Consider the following 19,110-nt stretch of genomic DNA (forward strand, 5'->3'; position numbering starts at 1 on the left):
ATTAGTTATTTACATTATTAAGGATAACACTTCAAAACAACGATTACAAACATCTTCTTTTGTTTCATTAACAATTAATCAACAGCGAGGACATTTAGTACCATCTTTTGTTTTAACATTAATAGTTCAGTCATTAACGTTGCTATTATTATAATTAATATTAACTTCACTAACAATTAATAATTGTGCTAATTCTTTTTCATCAATTGTTGATAAGATATTATGATTATCTTTAAAAATAATAGTCACTATTGTTTCTAGGGCTGTTTTAACAATTTTGTCTTTTTTAGCTTGTTCAATAACTTTATTAACTTCATTTTTAAAGTTAATAAAATATTCTCATTTTTCCATTAGTTTTGTTGGTTTGTTTAAATTTCATGGTTGTGGAAATTTTTTTAAATGAATAGAATCACTGCTTGTGTTTAAATCTTTTTTAGTTAAACTTTGGAATGCTTCTTCAGTAGTGTGTGGTAAAATAGGGGCTAATAAACCAATTAAAGTTTTTACTATTAAAAACATTGTCATTTGTACTTGTTTTCTTCTAATGTCATTTTTGCTATTAACATATAAAATATCTTTAGTAAAATCACAATAAAAAGCAGACAAATCATTAGTAACAAAATTTAAAATTAAATGATAGATAGTATTAAATTGGTAAGTTTGATAATTTTCATTAATTTTAGTCACTAATCCGTTTAATTTATTTAAAATATATTGATCAACTTCTGATAAACTATTAATAATTTCTTCTTCTGTTTTATTTTCAATAGTTTTGATATCTAAATCAAATAAATTACCTAGTAAGAAACGAAAAATATTTCTGATTTTACGATAGTTTTCACTAACTTGTTTTAAAATTTCAGTACCAATTCTTGTATCATCAGTAAAATCAATACTGGCTACTCATAATCGTAAAATATCAGCACCATTAGTATCACAAATTGATTTAACACTAATAACATTACCAATTGATTTTGACATTTTATTGCCTTTAGCGTCAGTTACAAAACCATGTGCCAGCAAGTTTTTATAGGGACTACTATTATTAGTAATAGTTCCTGTTGTTAAACTTGAATTAAATCAACCACGAAATTGATCATTACCCTCCAAATATAAATCTGCTGGTCAAGGTAAATTATTATTTTTAATAACTGCTAAGTGGGAAACGCCACTATCATATCAAACATCCATGATATCTTGCTCTTTATAAAAAATACCATTTGGGCTATCTTTATGTTGATATTTAGGTGGTAATAAATCTTTTGCTTCTTTTTCGAATCAAATATTTGAACCATGTTTAGCAAATAAATCAGCAACATGATTAATAAGGTTTATATCCATGATTGGTTCTTTTTTTTCAGTGTAAAAAATTGGAATTGGTAATCCTCAAGCACGTTGACGAGAAATGCATCAATCATAGCGATTATTTGTCATTAATAACATTCTTTTTTTTGCTCATTCAGGAACAAAATTTACTTTATTAATATTTTTAGTAAGTAATGGTTTGATTTTTTCAATAGCGATAAATCATTGTAAAGTAGCACGATAAATAACAGGTTTTTTAGTTCGTCAATCATGTGGATATTGATGTTTAAATCATTTCATACCAATTAATGTACCATTATTTTTTAAGCGCTCAACAATAATTTTATTAGTATCATCATAAAACTTATTGACTAATTGTTCATCATTGATTTCTGCTGTAAATTGACCTTGATCATTAATTGGACAAAGAATTTTGATATTATGTTTTAATCCTAAATCAAAATCTTCTTCACCAAACGCTGGAGCAGTATGAACAATTCCAGTTCCATCATTTATAGTAACATGAGAACCATGAACGATTGGAGTTTTTCTTTGATATAATGGATGTAATGCTGTTAATCCAATTAAATCTTTACCAGAAATTGTTTTAACAATTATAAAATCGGTGATGTTGTTTGCTTTAGTAAAAGAATCAATCAATGGTTGTGCAATAATATATTGTTGTTCATTAGTTTTAATAATACTATATGTAAATTCTTCATTTACTGCTAACATTTGATTGCTAGGAATGGTTCATGGTGTTGTTGTTCAAATTACTAGTGAGGTAGGTAAGTTAAATATTTTTTTTTCATCATTTAGTAAAAAGGCAACATAAATAGCAACACTAGTTTTTGTTAAATATTCAACTTCAGCTTCAGCTAAGGCACTTTCACTTGATGGTGATCAATATACAGGATATAAATTACGATATACTAGTTTTTTTTCTACCATTTTAGCAAAAACTTTAATTTGTTCAGATTCATATTTTTTATCATAAGTAACATAATGATCTTCAAAATCTGTTAATAATCCTAATGTTTTAAATTGATTAATTTGATTAGCAACTTGCAGTTTTGCATATTTTTGACATTGTTTTCTAAAATCTGATACTGCTATTGTTTTACGATTAATTCCCGAGTTAGTAACTGCTATTTCAATAGGTAAACCATGCGTATCTCAACCTGCAATATAGGGTGCATAATAATTGCTACTATTATAATAGCGAACAATAATATCTTTTAAAATTTTATTTAATGCATGTCCTAAATGTAGATCACCATTAGCATATGGAGGTCCATCATGAAGGATAAAAGTTTTCGTAGATTTTTTATTTTTGTTAATTAGTTGTTGATATATTTTTTGGTCTTGTCAATATTTTTGTAGTTGTGGTTCTTTTATAGTTAAATTAGCACGCATTTCAAAGTTAGTTTGAGGCATTAATAATGTATCTTTATAGTTTTTATTCATGTATATTATTCTCCTTTAAAATAACAAGTTTTATTTGTACTAATTATTCTTTTTTATTCTTAAAACATTATACTAGTAATTACTTGAAATTTGTATAATATTTACTTTATTTTAATAATAAGATTTTATAAAACTTAAAAGTTAAAAATATTACTTTTAGTGAGTATTATTTTATAATAAAGTATAAACTTATTAAAGTTTATAAAAAATATTTTTTTAATAATGTTAAAAAAGAGGTTAATGAATAATGTTAAAAATTTTTATTTCATATCATCATTTAAGAGAACAAAAAGCAAAGGATGAATTATCAGAATTAATTTTGGAATGTTATGGAGAATATTTTTTTAATTTTGTAGAAAAGTAGTGGTAAAATAAAAAAAGTCATCAACTTGACTTAAAATTTGATTTTATTAAATTTTGGGATTTATTTTTTTTACAAACTGAAATATAACACATTGGATTTTTGATAAGGGGTTAATCCGTAGTGTTGATATTTTCATTTCCATAAATTGAGGTAATTTTGAATATTGGTAAATCCAATGCCATGGTAATGAGTAATAAATTCTTTTAAACTTGATTGTATTTTACTGATATTACTTAATTTTTTATAATTTAATTCTTTATTTTCTTTTGATTTAAACTGCTGGATAGTGGATTTAGTTTGTTTAGCTACTGTATCATATAATACTTGCATATCACAAACTATAATTGAATTTTCTTCGATAAGTTTCGATGTTAAGTTTTCTTGTACTCATTTTTTATTTAATCTTTTAGTATTTGTTGTTTGAGCATAGATATTTCGGTTTTCATCAATTGCCTTGAATACAACAATTTAAATCTTTAGCATTTTCTTCAATTCATTGTTTTCTTGGATCATTTGGATCTTTAAAGTTTCCTTTATGAATTTCTTTGATAAAAGTTTCGTCAATTTCAATTCTAGCTTTTAATTTTACAAATTGATTTTGTATTTTTACTAATTGTGTTGATTTCATAAATTTTTGACGATTAAATCAGGCAGTTTTATTTGTAGTATTAATAAATTGAGAAATAATGTAAGCAGATTGACCTAAAGTAGCTATTTGTATCAATAAATCTCATTGATCATGAGATAAATGACTTCAATAAAAATAATGATTTTTAAAAGCATGAAAAGTAATATTACAACTTTTACATTTATATCTTTGCTTATAATCTTTACTACCATATTTAGTACACAAAAAAGAACTACAATCTGGACATTGAATCCCTTTCTCTTTGAATTTTTGTTCGACTGCTTCAAATTTTTCTTTTTTCTCAATTTGTTTAATTCTAGTTTTATTTTCTCTAAAAATCTCAATAAAATCTTTATCAGACAAATTATTTAAAATTTCTTTTACTGTATTTTTATTCATTTAAAATCACCTCTTTAATATTAAAAATACCATATAAAAATATATTTTTGCTAATTTTACTAATACCACTACTTTTCTACAAAATTAAAGGAATATTTTGAAGTGGAAGACGTATCTGTAAAACTAGGTGATATTGATCCGCAATTGCCTCCTAAAAAGATATTTAAAACTATTAGAGAAGAGTATTTAAAAGATTCAGATATTACTATAGTTATTTTAGGAAAACATACAAAATGTAGAAAACATATTGATTGAGAAATTGCAGCTTCATTATCAATATATGGTAGTCTTCATCGAAGGGGAAAGAATGGTTTATTAATACTTTTAACTGATGATTTTATTAAAAAAGCAAAAAAAAATTGTGATTTTAATGATAATGATTACAAAACTTTAATTAATGAACAAAATTCTACTCCAAGAATTTATGAAAATGTAATAAATAACTATGCAATTGTTGAAAGTTTTTCAAATGTAGTTTCAAATCCTTTAAAGTTAAAAAAATTACTTGATAAATGTCAAAATAAAGTTAAAACTGAAAAACTGAAAAATAACTTTGATCTTTTCAAAGAAATAAATTTATTTGAAGAAAATATAGAAGATTGTCCAAAAAAATCTAAAAATAAACTAAATTGTTATTTTTTTTCACAAAAACATAAATCAAAAAATTTATTTTTTGAAGAAGTTAAAACTGAAGTTAATAATAATGAACATTATTCTGAAAATCTTTTTAGTTATGAAAATATTTGAAAAGGTTTTCATTATTTTTATTAAAAATTAAAAAATATAGTTTTTTATCAATTATTTAAGAAATTTTATATAACTCAGAATGTTGTTTTAAATAATATTTTTAATTAGAAAAAATAAATAATTAAATACTAATTAAGCATATAGATGTATATTAATAGTTAATTATAAATATCAAAAATATATAAAATTAAAAAGGTTTTAATTTTTTTAGTCCTGAATTGTAAAATTAAAAAGGACACTTATATAAAAATTAAATTGTGTTAATTCTATAATTAAGAAAAGAAAGGAATTAGCACAATGTATAAGTATCTGACTATTGAATCAATAATAGCAATAAAAGAATATAAAAGTTATGGATTTTCGATTCGTAAAATAGCAAAAGCCATTGATTATAGTAAATCAACTGTACATAGAGTTTGTAGATTATTAAATCAAAACTTATTACCATTAGAAATATTGAATAAAATTCAAAAAAATAAACAAAATGCAGGTAGAAAATTAATAATTTTAACTTTAATAGAAATTAATACTATTAATCATTTGTTAATTACTAAAAATTATGCTCTTGATATAATTGCTAATTTTTTAAAGGAAAATAAAATAAAAAGTATTTCAACAAAAACTTTATATAACATGTTTAAAACAAATCGAATGGGTTTTGATGAAAATAACTTATTGAGAAAAGGAAAAAATAAACCTCACAAACAAAAAGAAACTAGGGGCAGAATTAATAATTGTAAGTCTATTCATGAAAGAAATTTAATCATTCCTAATATTAAAAATATAGAAGAATTTGGTCATTTAGAAGGTGATACTATCATTGGTAAAGATCATAAAAGTTCTATTATTACTTTAGCTGATATATGATCAAAAACCACAATTCCTTTAGCAACTAAAAATAATAAATCAGAAAATATTACAAAAAGTATAATAAAATTTATTTCAAAGTTACAAAAAGGAACAGTTAAAACTATTACTTTTGATCGTGGTAAAGAATTTAGTAAATGAAAATTAATCGAAAAAAATTGTAATGTTAAGATTTATTTTGCAGATCCTGGTAAACCTTGTCAAAGAGGTTTAAATGAAAATAATAATGGTATTTTAAGAAGATATTTACCAAAATCTACAGATCTATCTTCATATAAACAAAAAGATTTAAATACTATAGCATTTCAAATTAATTCTACACCCAGAAAATCACTATCTTATAAAAGACCAATAGATTTAATACAATTATTTTAAAAAACTGTCCCATTTATATTTACAATTCAGGATTATTATATACCTTAAAATTTAATAATATTTAAATTATTTATATAATATGAAAATAAAAAAATATTGTAAAAATTTCTAAAATTTGGTAAAAGATAAGTGTAAAACTAAATATAGTTTTTAACCCGTTGCTTTGTTTGTAAGTAAATGGGTTTTATTTTACTAAGAAGGTGTATAAAATGCGTAATAATGATAGTGATAATGATAAAAGAAAATCAACAACATTTCAGCGAATAATGGAAAATAATCCAGAAAATATTTTTGCTCAAACCGATGGTTCTATAAAAAAAAGACATGGAGGTTTAGCAATAAAATCTTCTAGAAGTGAAAATAGTTTAAATGAAGCAAATAATGATAGTAATGATTTAAATAAATATAAATATAATTGTCTTACAATTATAGAAGATCAAAAGATAAGTAAACTTAGAGAAGAAATTTTTAATTTTACAAAACAATTAGAAGATGTCAAAAGAACAAATGATGATTTAAATAAAAAATTAACTATTGTTAGAGAAAATCTTTTTGAATTAGAAATTATTCAACTTAAACCATTACTTGATGATTTAAAACGTAAAGAAAGAAAAATGGAAATAAATAAAACTAAGAAACAAAATACAACTGATAGTGAATTTAGAGAATATTTTGCTCTTAAAGAAACAATATCAGATAAAGAATTAGAAATTGAAGAACAAAGAAATATAAAAAAAGAATTGAATAATAATATTGAAAAAAATAATTCTAAAATTGAAGAATTAGAAAATACTATAAGCAATTTAAATAATGAACTAGATAGTTATAGTGATGATTGGATGCTGTTATCATTAAAAGAAAATATTAATAGAAGAATAGAACTACAAAGAAAAATTGATGAAGAAAATTTAACTGAAGAGCAAAAACTAGAAATATTTTCTAATATTTCTAAGTTAAAAAAAGAAATAAAAAAAGAATGAAATATTAAAAGTCAAAATGTTCAAAAAATTTATGAAGAAATTTTTCCAATTGAAGATAAGCTATTTTATATAACAACTTTAGTTTATAATGATGAATCAATTTTTGAAGAAATAATATATTTTGATAATAATGAAAAAAATGAAGTTGAAGTTTGAAAACAGACTAAAAAGTATCAGAGTATTGAAGAATATAAAAAAAGCACTTGTTTAATTGATAAAGAAAATGCAAATAATATTAGTACAATGCCAGTTAAAGAATTATTAAAAGAACAAATGAAATTAAAATCAAAGCCATCTAAAACCGAGTGAAAAGTTTGGGTTATTATTTTAGTCATTACTATTGTTATTGCTGTTCTTCCAAATTTGCTTCCTGTGATTTTAGCTCCTTATTTGGCTGCTGCAGTAGTGGCAACAATTAAGATTGATATTGCTATTGCTTCAGTTTTTATTAGTGGAGGTTTTAAAGCAATTACATCAGTTTTTTCAACTGCATCAAAAAAAGTTGAATCATGAATTTATAATAAATTATTTAAAAATAATAAAGATAAAAAAGAAAAAGATAAAAAAGAAGTTAAATCAGTATCTAAGGATTTAACAAGTGAAAAATTAGAAACTAAGTTAGAAACACAATTTAATATATTAAAACAAGAACTGGATAGTAGAAAACTTAAAACTATAAATGAACTAATGAATGATAAAACAATAATAAATGTTGAAAATAATATAATTCCAGTTGAAAACCAGTTTGATGTAGATAAAGCTAATTCTATGGGCAATATGCAACCTCCTACAAATGTAAGACAACGACGTTATTCATTTTAAAATATAACGATAATTAGTTTAATTATTCTTACTTAATTAAGTAAGAATAATTTTTATATATTTTTATATATATTTTTAATAAAAAATATATAATTTTATTGAGTATTTAAAGGTAGAAAAAATATTCAAAAAGTGAAAGGAATAATAAATTATGCCATGAAAATCTATTGAGAATAATAAATTAAAACAAGAAGCACATGCTAAAAATGCTGATAAAATAAATAAAGCTTGAGGAGAAAAAAATGAATCAGAAAGAAGAGAAAGAGTTTGTAAAAATCTTGAGTTAGATAAATCAAAAATAAATAGTGAATCTTCTTCAAGTGAAAGCAAAAACTCTAGTAGTAAAAACAGTAACCAGTTATAAAAAAAAACAATTTTTTTAATTAAAATAAACTTCAATATGAAGTTTATTTTTAATTTATTTTTTTAATTTTAATTAAGATATTGATGAAATTAGCATTTATGTTATTAAAAATAGTGTTTATAACTTAAAAGATATATAATAAAAAATTATTTATTTAATCTTTTGTAAATTTTTCTTGATTTTAATATATATATATCATATAATATACAAGCTAGAATAAGCCAAAGACAGCAACGGACTTTTGTCTTAATTATGTTGCTCAGGTAATTTCCATCATTATATATGCATGTGATTTACTCGGTTTTGCTCCGAGTTTTATTTACTACTTATTGCTAGTTATTTCAGAATAATAAGGAGGTGTACTTATGCGCCCAGCAATGGTTGAAAAACAAAAAACTATTGATTTAATTGCTAAGCAAATTAATGATTCAAAAACAACAATTGTTGTACAATATCAAGGTATGAATGTTGAAGAAATTAGTTTTTTACGTAAGGAATTAAGAGCTAAAGGTGCAACATTCACTATTTATAAGAATAATTTAGTTGCTCGTGCTTTAAAAAAAGAATATTCATCGCTTGAAAGTAGTTTAGTTGGCCCAAATGGTTTTATCTTTGGATTTGAAAACGACTTAGAAACAGCTAAAATAGTTTCTAATTATGCTAAAATTAATAAATTATTAGGATTAAGAGGTGGCATTTTTGAAGGGAAAGTTATTGACCAAAGTGAGTTACAAAAAATAGCTTCATTACCATCAAAATTAGAATTAATTTCAATGTTAGCTTCTTGTTTACAAGCACCAGTACGCAATTTGGCTTTAGCAATTAAAGCAGTAGCCCAACAAAAAGAAAACGCATAATTAACACTTATTAAATAAAAAAATATATGGAGGAAAAAATAATGGAAAATATTACAAATAAACAAATTATTGAACATGTTAAAACAATGACAGCAGTTCAATTAAAAGAATTAGTTGAATTAATTGAAACAACTTTTGGAGTAACTGCAGCAGTTGCTTCTGCACCAGCAGCAGCTAAAGAAGAAGCAACAAAACCATCAACAGTTTCTGTAATCTTAAAAGAAGTAGGAGACAAAAAAGTTGATGTTATTAAAGCAGTTAAAGCAATTGTTGGTGGTACAATGTCTTTAATGGATGCTAAAAAAATGGTTGATGCAGTAGCAACAGGACCACAAAAGATTTTAGAAAATATTGATACAGCAAAAGCAACAGAACACGAAGCAACGTTAAAAGCCGTTGGTGCTATTGTTGAAGTTAAGTAGTTCAAATATTAAAAATTTATATGAAAACCAGTTTTAATTAATACTGGTTTTCTGTTTGTTATTTAACTAAAAATTATCAACTTAAAACTTAATATTTTATCAAACTAATTAGTAAATTAATACTAATTAACTGAAATCAAATTATTTGATTTTAATAAATTTTTAAAATTGGAGATGAACCAATGTCATATACTACAAAACAATTTGGTCATTATGCTAAAAGACGTGACTATACTAAAGTATCAGGAAATTTAGATCTTCCTGATTTAATTTCAATTCAACGTGATACTTATAAATGATTTATTGATACAGGAATACAAGAAGTATTTAATGAAATATTTCCGGTAATTGATAATGATAATCGTATTATTTTATCATTGATTGATTGAGAATTTCGTAAACCAAGAAGAACATTAAAAGAAGCAAAAGATGAGTCAAAAACTTATGAAGCACCAATCTATACAAAATTATCTTTATCAATTCATGAAAATAATCGTCATTTAACTATTGCTGCTAAAGATAATATTTTAGATTATTTAATGCGTTGAATTAAAGACCAATTTGGTATTAAAAACATTAATGAACCAAAAGTTAGCGATAATATATATTATTTTGAAGAAAAAAATGTTCATGCTAATAGTGAATTTTCAACTATTGAAGTTACTATTAAAAGTAGAGAAGAAGATGTTTTAATTGTTGATTATACATTAACTCGTGAAGGAGATGTATTTTTAGGTGATTTTCCATTAATGACACAAAAAGGAACATTTATTATTAATGGAAGTGAAAAGGTTGTTGTTTCACAATTAGTTCGTTCACCAGGTGCATATTTTAAAATTGAAATTGATCCAAAAACCGGATTATATAAATTTTTAGGTGATTTAATTCCATCACGTGGAACTTGACTAGAATTTGAAACTGATTCTAAACGTAATAAATTAGTTCGTAATAAAAATGCAATTAAAGATATTATTCAAGTTAAAATTGAAAAATCACGTAAAATTGCAGTAACCACTTTACTTACTGCCTTAGGATTAACTAAAGATGATGTTATTAATATAATTGGTAAAGATGATGTTTTATTAAATACTTATGAATATGATGAACATCAAAATTGACCAGCGGCAGTACAAGAAATTTATAAAAAAATTAAAGCTGGAGAAACTGCCAGTGTTGATGGTGCTGCAAAATTTTTAACTGGATTATTATTTGATTCAAAAAAATATGATTTAACAAAAGCAGGAAGATATAAGTTAATTCAAAAATTAGCTATTACAGATCGTGTTTTAAATTACACTCTAGCTGAAGATATTAAAGATATTAGAGGTAATGTTGTTTTATCCAAAAAAACAGTAATTGGTAAATCACAATTAGAAATTCTAAAAACAGTATTAAAAGAAGGAGCATGTTTAGTACCTTTAAAAACATCAATCAGTGATAGTGAACCAAAACATTATGTGCAGTTAATTAAAGTTTATAATGATAAAGAAAGATTAAATGAAGTTATTAATGTTGTTGGAATTAATCCTAAATGTAAAGAAGTAATTATTACTATTGCTGATATTTTAGCAACTCTTTCTTATATTTTAAATTTTGTTCATGGTATTGGTAATGCTGATGATATTGATCACTTAGCAAATCGTCGTATTCGTACAATTGGTGAATTACTACAAAACCAATTTCGTATCGGAATGGGACGTATTGAAAAAAATGTTAAAGAAAAAATGTCAACTACTGATAGTGATAAAATGAAACCAGCAAATATTACAAATAATAAACCATTAACAGCTGTTATTGGTGAGTTTTTTAACTTATCACAATTATCACAATTTATGGATCAAACTAATCCATTAGCAGAATTGGCTAATAAAAGACGTTTAACTGCTTTAGGACCTGGTGGATTATCACGTGATCGTGCTAGTTTAGAAGTTCGTGATGTTCACTATTCTCACTATGGAAGAATTTGTCCAATTGAAACTCCTGAAGGACCTAATATTGGTTTAATCAATAATTTAGCCACTTATGCTCGTATTAATGAATACGGTTTTATTGAAACACCTTACCGTCAAGTAATTGCAGGTAAAATTACTAATGAAATTAAATATTTAACTGCCGGTGAAGAAAAGAATTATATCATTGCACAAGCTAATATTGAATTAGATACTAATAATGTTATTAAAAATAATAATGTTATTGCTCGTAGTAATGGTCAAAATATTATTGTTGGACCAAACGAAGTTGAATATATTGATGTTTCACCAAAACAAATTGTGTCAATAGCTACAAGTTGTATTCCCTTTTTAGAAAATGATGATGCTAACCGTGCTTTAATGGGTGCTAATATGCAACGTCAAGCAATTCCATTATTAAAACCACAAACACCAATTGTTGGTACGGGTGTTGAGTATGCTGTTGCTCGTGACTCAGGATTAGCTATTGTTGCTAATTTACCGGGAGTTGTACAATATGTTGATTCTCATGAAATTATTATTAAATCAGAAGATGAAGTAACAACTTATGAGTTAAGTCGTTTTGAACGTAGTAATCAAGGAACAGTAGTAACTCATGTACCATTAGTAAAAGTTGGTGATAAAGTTGAAGTTAATCAAATTTTAGCAGATGGACCTTCGATGAAAGATGGTGAACTTGCATTAGGACAAAATGTAATTATTGCTTTCATGACTTGACATGGTTATAACTATGAAGATGCTATTATTATTAGTGAACGTTTAGTAAAAGATGATGTTTATACTTCAATGCATATTGAAGAATATAATTTAGAATGTCGAAAAACAAAACAAGGTAAAGAAGAAATTACACGTGAAATCCCTAATACTTCTGAACAATCAAGACGTTATCTTGATGATGAAGGAATTGTTTTAATTGGAACTGAAGTTAAAGAAGGAGATATTCTTGTTGGTAAAGTTACACCAAAAGGTCAAACACAATCAACTGCTGAAGAAAAATTATTAGCAGCTATTTTTGGTGAAAAATCACGTAATGTTAAAGATAATTCATTACGAGTACCTAATGGTGGTGCTGGAATTGTTCAAGGTATTAAACGTTATAAACGTGAAGATGGTTTTGACTTACCTTCAGAAGTAGAAGAAGTAGTTAAAGTATTTATTGTACAAAAACGTAAAATCCGAGAAGGAGATAAAATGGCTGGAAGACACGGAAATAAAGGTGTTATTTCTAAAGTCTTACCAATTGAAGATATGCCTTTCCTAGAAGATGGAACACCGGTTGATATTATGTTAAATCCATTAGGAGTACCATCGCGGATGAATATTGGACAAATTCTTGAATTACACTTAGGAATGGCTGCTAAAACTTTAGGAATTAAAGTAGCAACCCCTGTTTTTGATGGTGCAAAAAATCAAGACTTGTTAGATATTATGAAAGAAGCAAAATATAATGACTTTGATAAATTAACATTATATGATGGTTTAACTGGTGAAAAGTTTGCCAAGAAAATTTCAGTTGGTGTTATGTATATGTTAAAACTATCACACATGGTAGATGATAAATTACATGCTCGTAATGTGGGCCCATATTCATTAATTACTCAACAACCATTAGGTGGTAAGGCACAAAATGGTGGACAAAGATTTGGAGAAATGGAAGTTTGAGCATTAGAAGCTTATGGTGCTGCTCATACTTTACAAGAAATCCTAACTATTAAATCTGATGATATTAAAGGTAGAATTAAAACTTATGAAGCGATTCTACGTAATAAACAAATTCCAACGCCAGGTATCCCTGAATCATTTAATGTTTTAACAAAAGAACTACAAGGTTTAGGAATAAATATTGTGTTAATTGACGAAAAAGGTCAAGAACAAAAAGTGGTAACTTACGATGAAGAAGTCGAAAGTTATCTTGAGGATTAGAAAAGGAGTAATAAATATATGCAAATGCAAAAAAATTCAAAACATTATACTGCCCTTAAAATTTCTCTTGCTTCTCCCGATCAAATTCGCTCATGATCACATGGAGAAATTACAAAGCCAGAAACAATTAATTATAAGTCATTAAAACCTGAAAAAGATGGATTATTTGATGCACGAATATTTGGACCAACTAAAAATTATGAATGTACTTGTGGTAAATATAAGAAAATAAAAAATAAAGGTAAAGTTTGTGAACGTTGTTTAGTAGAAATTACTGAAGCAATTGTTCGACGTGAACGTTTAGGACACATTGAGTTAGAAGAGCCAGTAACTCATATTTGAATGTTAAAGGCTTCTCCTTCAAGAATTGCGTTAGCATTAGATATGAAAGCTAAAGACTTAGAAGAAGTAGCATATTTTGTTTCTTATATTGTTTTAGATCCAGGGACTGCTAAAGGTTTAAAACAAAAAATGATTATGGATTTAGGTAATGCTAAATCTTCAACTGATACTCGTAATCGTTTACGTAAAGTATTTGCACAAATTTTAGAACAATTAGAACCTTCTTCTTTTGCTTATACTCGTGCTCAAATGTTAACTGATACTTTAGCAGATACTTCACGTCCATTTTCAATGGATGAATGTGCTCAATTTATTACTAAACATACTGGAACAAAATTTGGAATTGGTGCTTCAGCTATTGAGTATTTATTAAAAAATATTAATTTAGAAAAAGAATTTCTTGCCATTAAAAAACAATTGACAAACAAGAAATCACAAACTGATCGTAGAAAACTAGAACGTCGTTTAGATGTTATTGATTCATTTGCTAAATCAGGAAATAAACCAGAATGAATGGTATTACACGCTATTCCGGTGATTCCACCTGATATTCGTCCAATTATTCAGTTAGATGGTGGTCGTTTTACAACATCAGAAATTAATGATTTATATCGAAGAATTATTATTCGTAATGAACGCTTAAAAAAAGTAAAACAAATGGGAGCACCAATCTTAATTATTAATAATGAAAAAAGAATGTTGCAAGAATCAGTTGATGCTTTATTTGATAATGAACGTAAAGCACGTCCAGTAACAGGAAGAGATAAACGTCCATTAAAATCTTTAACTTCAACATTAAAAGGAAAACAAGGACGTTTCCGTCAAAACTTATTAGGTAAGCGTGTTGATTATTCAGGTCGAAGTGTTATTGCTGTTGGTCCGGAATTAAAAATGTATCAATGTGGTATTCCTCGTGATATGGCAATTATTTTGTTCAAACCTTTTGTTGTGCAAAGATTAGTTCATCAAGAATTAGCTTTAAATATTAAAATTGCTGAAAAATTAATTGAAATCCAAGATGAACGAATTTGAGATGTTTTAGAAGAAGTAATTAAAGATCGTCCTATTTTATTAAACCGTGCCCCAACTTTACATCGTTTAGGAATTCAAGCATTTGAACCAATTCTAGTTAAAGGGAAAGCTATTCGTTTACACCCACTAGTAACTCCTGCTTTTAATGCTGACTTTGATGGTGACCAAATGGCTGTTCACGTGCCAATTACTCAAGAAGCAGTAGCTGAAGCAAGAAGTTTAATGTTAGGTTCAAAAAATATTTTAAGTCCTAAAGATGGTAAACCAATTGTTACGCCAACTCAAGATATGGTTCTTGGTAATTATTATTTAACTATTGAAAAATTAGATGAATTAGGTCAAGGTTCAATTTTTAAAGATGTTAATGAAGCAATTAAAGCTTATGATACAAAACAGGTTTCATTACATGCTATTATTGGAATTCGTGTTGCTAGTTTAGGTGCAAGTAAATTTGCTGCTACCGATCAAAATAAATTTTTAATTACTACTATTGGTAAGATTATTTTTAATCAAATGTTTTCAGAAAGAATGCCATTTATTAATCGCCCAAATATTATTAATTTAACTGAAACTCATAATGAAGATTTAGTTGCAACTGATGTTGATTTTCGTGAATTTATTAAAAAAAGAGTTATTGTTGAACCATTTAAGAAAAAAGCTTTAGCAGATATTATTCATAAATATTTTAAAACTTTTGGAACTCAATTAACTGCACAAATGTTAGATAAAATGAAAAATCTTGGTTTTAAATTTTCAACAATTTCAGGAACAACAATTTCTGCAGGCGATGTTGTATCTTATTCAGGTAAAACAAGATTATTTAAAGAAGCAGATGAATATGTTAAAACAATTAACAAGTTTTATAAACAAGGTATGTTAACTAATCGTGAGCGTCATTACCATATTATTAATAAATGAAGTGGTATTAAAAACAATATTCAAGTTGAACTAGAAACAGTTTTAAGAAAAGATATTGAAAATCCAATCTTTATGATGTGAGATTCAGGTGCTAGAACTAATATTAGTAACTTTACTCAATTAGTAGGGATGCGTGGTTTAATGAATAATCCAAAAGGAGAAGTTATTGAGTTACCAATTAAATCTTCATTCCGTGAAGGATTAAATGTTTCAGAGTTCTTTATTTCTACCCATGGTGCTCGTAAAGGAATGGCAGATATGGCGCTTAAAACTTCTGACTCAGGTTATTTAACAAGAAGACTAGTTGACGTTTCACAAGATATTATTGTTACTGAAGAAGATTGTAATACCGGTAATGGCTTTATAATTAGTGACGTTGTTGACCAAAAACGTAATAATATTATTGTGCCGTTACGTGACCGTTTATTTGGACGTTTTGTTCAAGGTGATGTTGTTGATAGTAAAAATAATGTAATTGTTGCAAATAACGAATTAATTACTGAAAAATTAGTAGAAACAATATTAGAGGCAAAAATTACAAAAATAAATATTCGTTCAGTTTTAACTTGTGAAGCAAGTTATGGTGTTTGTCAAAAATGTTATGGTATTAATTTAACAACAGGTTCTATTGTTGCTATTGGTGAAGCAGTTGGAATTATTGCAGCGCAATCAATTGGTGAACCAGGAACTCAACTAACGATGAGAACTTTCCATACTGGAGGAGTTGCTGGTGGTAGTGATATTACCCAAGGATTACCAAGAATTAAAGAATTATTAGATATTACTAATCCCAAAGGTGCTGTTGCTATTATTAGTGAGTTTGATGGTAAAGTAACAGATATTCGTGAAGAGCAAGGAATTTATACAATTACTGTAAAGTCAAAACTTGACTATAAAGAATACAAAACTCAATATAATGCGCAGGTAAGAATTAAAATTGGTGATAATGTTAAGATTGGCCAAAAACTAACTGAAGGTGCAATTAATATTACACAATTACTAGAAGTAGCAGGAATCATTGAAGTTCAACAATATATTTTAAAAGAAGTACAACGTGTTTATCGTTTACAAGGAATTGAAATTTCTGATAAGTATATTGAAATTATTGTAAAACAAATGTTGAATCGTATTTTTGTAGTTGAAGGTAATGATTCACCATTATTGCCTGGAGCGATTGTTGATATCAAAGAATTTAAGAATGTTAATGCCAAAATTATTGTTGCTGGTAAAAAACCTGCTTTTGGTCATCCAATTATTTTAGGGATTAAAAAAGCACCATTAGAGTCAGAATCATTCTTGGCTGCTGCTTCTTTCCAAGATACAACAAGAGTATTAACTAATGCTGTTATTAAGTCAAAACAAGATAATTTACGTGGTTTAAAGGAAAATGTTATTTTAGGAAACTTGATACCGGCCGGTACTGGTTTAATGCCAACTGAGAAGTTAATAGGTATGGGTAATTCTTCACTTGAAGAAGAATACTAAATTAAAATAAAAAGTGAGAATTTTATTCTCACTTTTTAAATATTTATATTTTATTTTACTAGTTGTATGTTTTAAAGATAGGATAAATATATTTCTGGACATTCTTGTGTATAATTAATTTTACCAGAATTTATAAATTTTTTTATTTTTTTATTAAACTCTTGCATTGTTTTTTCAGATTTTTCTTTTGCTTCACATTCTTCTGAATTATCTTTTTTATGGAGATGTATTCTTTTAAAATTTTCGTCTTTCAGTATACTTGTTTCTTGTAGTTCACTACCAATTCCACTATCTTTACTATTATGTTTTAAAGATAATTTTCTTAAAAGATTACTTTTATTATCATCTTTAGTAAAGTCCGTTATAATTTCTTGTAGTAATTGATTGTTAATTTCACTATCTTGACTTGAAGTTAATATTACATTATTTATTTTTTCGTCTAATTTAGACGGTACTACAATATTACTATCATCATCTTCGTTAAAATCATTATCTTGAATTAAAGTTAATATTTCATTATTTATTTTTTCCTCTGATTTAGAAGCTACTACACTATCACTGTCATCATCTTCTTTAAAACCATTATCTTTATTTGAAGATAATTTTGCATTATCTATTTCTTTTTTTTCATTAAAAACAGTATCTTTAGTATTATCTTTTAAAACAGTTGGTTTTAAAAAACTAGGGCTGATAACATTTTGATAAAACATTTCTTCTTTTTTATGATTAGATTGAACTTTATCAAGTAAATTTTTAAGAATTATTATATCTGAAAAGATTTCATCATAAGTAGCAATAATTGCATGTTTATTTATTACGGTTTCATATATTCTTTGACCAGCATTTTCTTGGGTGATTAAAGAAGAATAATCACAAGTATTATTAAAATTACAATTTGTTTTTGCTTTTTTAATAAAATCAGCAGTTAAAAGTATTATAAAACTATTTATCTTCTTTCTTCTATTTAAACTTCCATATTTATTTAATGAAGCTTCAATTTCTCAGTCAATATGTTGTCTACATTTTGTATGTATTCCTAGAATAAGAATAGTAATAGTTGTATCTTTTAAATGATTTTGTCTAATAGTTTTAGCGATTTTATTATTTGATCATGTGGTATCAATATCTCCTATTTCTACAGACATGTCTTTTATATTTAAATAATTAGCATACTTTTTAATTAACTCTGTTAATTGGTTTTTTTGTTCTTGTTCTCTTAGATGATGATATGAAATAAAAATTTTTCTCACTGTTTAACTCCTTTTTTTTAACATTATTAAAAATTATGTTTTATAATTTTTTTGATTATAAAACATAAGTCTTAATAGGTAATTTTAAAGATATTGTTTTAAAAATTTAAATTTGTTTTTTACTTATATTTTATTTAAACATTTAATATTTTAATCTGTGTAGTTTAATAATTTTTTGATTTGTTCATTAGTTGCAGTTGAAAGTGAAAGTATTGAAATAAAATATAAGTATTTGTTTTCTATTAAATCTTTTCTAACTTTATCAATTTGTTTTCAAAAATCTTCGATTTTTTCTTTGCTTAAATTTTCATCATTAATGATGAAAATACCATTAGTGTCTATTTTTGTTAGTGATCTACTAGCAATTAAGATTGGTCTGATTTTTAAATTCATAATTTTTAAAATTAAATCTGTTACTAAGTTATTGTTATCGGAAGTTAATAATATTTGTTTACTTTCATCAAAAGTATTTTTAATACTTTTGATTGCTTCAGAAACTCTTCCTTCGGATTTATTTACTAATATTGAACTTGTCAAAATTATAAAAAAATTTCAGGCAATTTTTGTTGGTTTTTTATTAACTCCACTTTCTG

13 protein-coding genes are annotated in these 19,110 nt (G+C 25.5%); 8 read left to right on the forward strand and 5 right to left on the reverse strand.

All coding sequences use genetic code 4. The features are described from left to right. Positions 1-9: 9 nt before the first annotated feature. The 3 genes from ileS to AAHH39_RS03205 all read right to left on the reverse strand — a co-directional run bounded on the left by ileS (position 10) and on the right by AAHH39_RS03205 (position 4,163). The gene (gene ileS / locus AAHH39_RS03195) at positions 10-2,772 is read right to left on the reverse strand and encodes an isoleucine--tRNA ligase (protein WP_342218813.1); all 2,763 of its coding nucleotides are present in this window, start codon (positions 2,770-2,772) and stop codon (positions 10-12) included. A gap of 433 nt (positions 2,773-3,205) precedes the next feature. Then, positions 3,206-3,466, reverse strand: a complete 261-nt coding sequence (locus AAHH39_RS03200; RefSeq protein WP_342218814.1) for a hypothetical protein — start codon at positions 3,464-3,466, stop codon at positions 3,206-3,208. Positions 3,467-3,542: 76 nt separating this feature from the next. After that, positions 3,543-4,163, reverse strand: coding sequence for a transposase-like zinc-binding domain-containing protein (locus AAHH39_RS03205; RefSeq protein ID WP_342218815.1), 621 nt, complete (start codon positions 4,161-4,163; stop codon positions 3,543-3,545). Positions 4,164-4,265: 102 nt separating this feature from the next. On the opposite strand from AAHH39_RS03205, the gene AAHH39_RS03210 reads away from it, so the two are divergent. The 8 genes from AAHH39_RS03210 (at position 4,266) to rpoC (ending at position 17,267) form a co-directional block, all read left to right on the forward strand. Next, entirely contained in the window at positions 4,266-4,934 is a 669-nt protein-coding gene (locus AAHH39_RS03210; protein WP_342218816.1) for a TIR domain-containing protein, read from the forward strand. Positions 4,935-5,207: 273 nt separating this feature from the next. Then, on the forward strand, positions 5,208-6,152 hold the full coding sequence (locus tag AAHH39_RS03215; protein ID WP_342217458.1) for an IS30 family transposase: 945 nt from the start codon (positions 5,208-5,210) through the stop codon (positions 6,150-6,152). A 209-nt stretch (positions 6,153-6,361) separates the two neighbouring features. Beyond that, positions 6,362-7,954: a hypothetical protein gene (locus AAHH39_RS03220; RefSeq protein ID WP_342218817.1), complete on the forward strand. Its 1,593-nt coding sequence runs from the start codon at positions 6,362-6,364 to the stop codon at positions 7,952-7,954. Positions 7,955-8,105: 151 nt separating this feature from the next. Then, on the forward strand, positions 8,106-8,318 hold the full coding sequence (locus tag AAHH39_RS03225) for a hypothetical protein (RefSeq protein ID WP_252320294.1): 213 nt from the start codon (positions 8,106-8,108) through the stop codon (positions 8,316-8,318). A 365-nt stretch (positions 8,319-8,683) separates the two neighbouring features. Further along, on the forward strand, positions 8,684-9,175 hold the full coding sequence (rplJ, locus tag AAHH39_RS03230) for a 50S ribosomal protein L10 (protein WP_342218818.1): 492 nt from the start codon (positions 8,684-8,686) through the stop codon (positions 9,173-9,175). 41 nt (positions 9,176-9,216) lie between these two features. Beyond that, entirely contained in the window at positions 9,217-9,597 is a 381-nt protein-coding gene (gene rplL / locus AAHH39_RS03235) for a 50S ribosomal protein L7/L12 (protein ID WP_252320298.1), read from the forward strand. Positions 9,598-9,779: 182 nt separating this feature from the next. After that, complete coding sequence (locus AAHH39_RS03240) at positions 9,780-13,490, forward strand: DNA-directed RNA polymerase subunit beta (RefSeq protein ID WP_342218819.1); 3,711 nt, start codon at positions 9,780-9,782, stop codon at positions 13,488-13,490. 24 nt (positions 13,491-13,514) lie between these two features. Next, positions 13,515-17,267, forward strand: coding sequence for a DNA-directed RNA polymerase subunit beta' (rpoC, locus tag AAHH39_RS03245; protein ID WP_342219312.1), 3,753 nt, complete (start codon positions 13,515-13,517; stop codon positions 17,265-17,267). Between the two features lie 71 nt (positions 17,268-17,338). Here rpoC and AAHH39_RS03250 read toward each other — a convergent pair whose 3' ends face one another. Beyond that, a complete protein-coding gene (locus AAHH39_RS03250) occupies positions 17,339-18,517 on the reverse strand; it encodes a TIR domain-containing protein (RefSeq protein WP_342218820.1) in 1,179 nt (392 codons plus the stop codon). A gap of 150 nt (positions 18,518-18,667) precedes the next feature. Continuing rightward, positions 18,668-19,054 carry a hypothetical protein gene (locus AAHH39_RS03255; RefSeq protein WP_342218821.1) on the reverse strand — a complete coding sequence of 129 codons (387 nt, stop codon included), beginning with the start codon at positions 19,052-19,054 and terminating at the stop codon, positions 18,668-18,670. Positions 19,055-19,110: the final 56 nt, after the last annotated feature.

The organism is Spiroplasma endosymbiont of Amphimallon solstitiale, from assembly GCF_964030965.1.
In the GTDB taxonomy this organism is placed as follows: Bacteria; Bacillota_I; Bacilli_A; order Mycoplasmatales; family VBWQ01; genus Spiroplasma_E.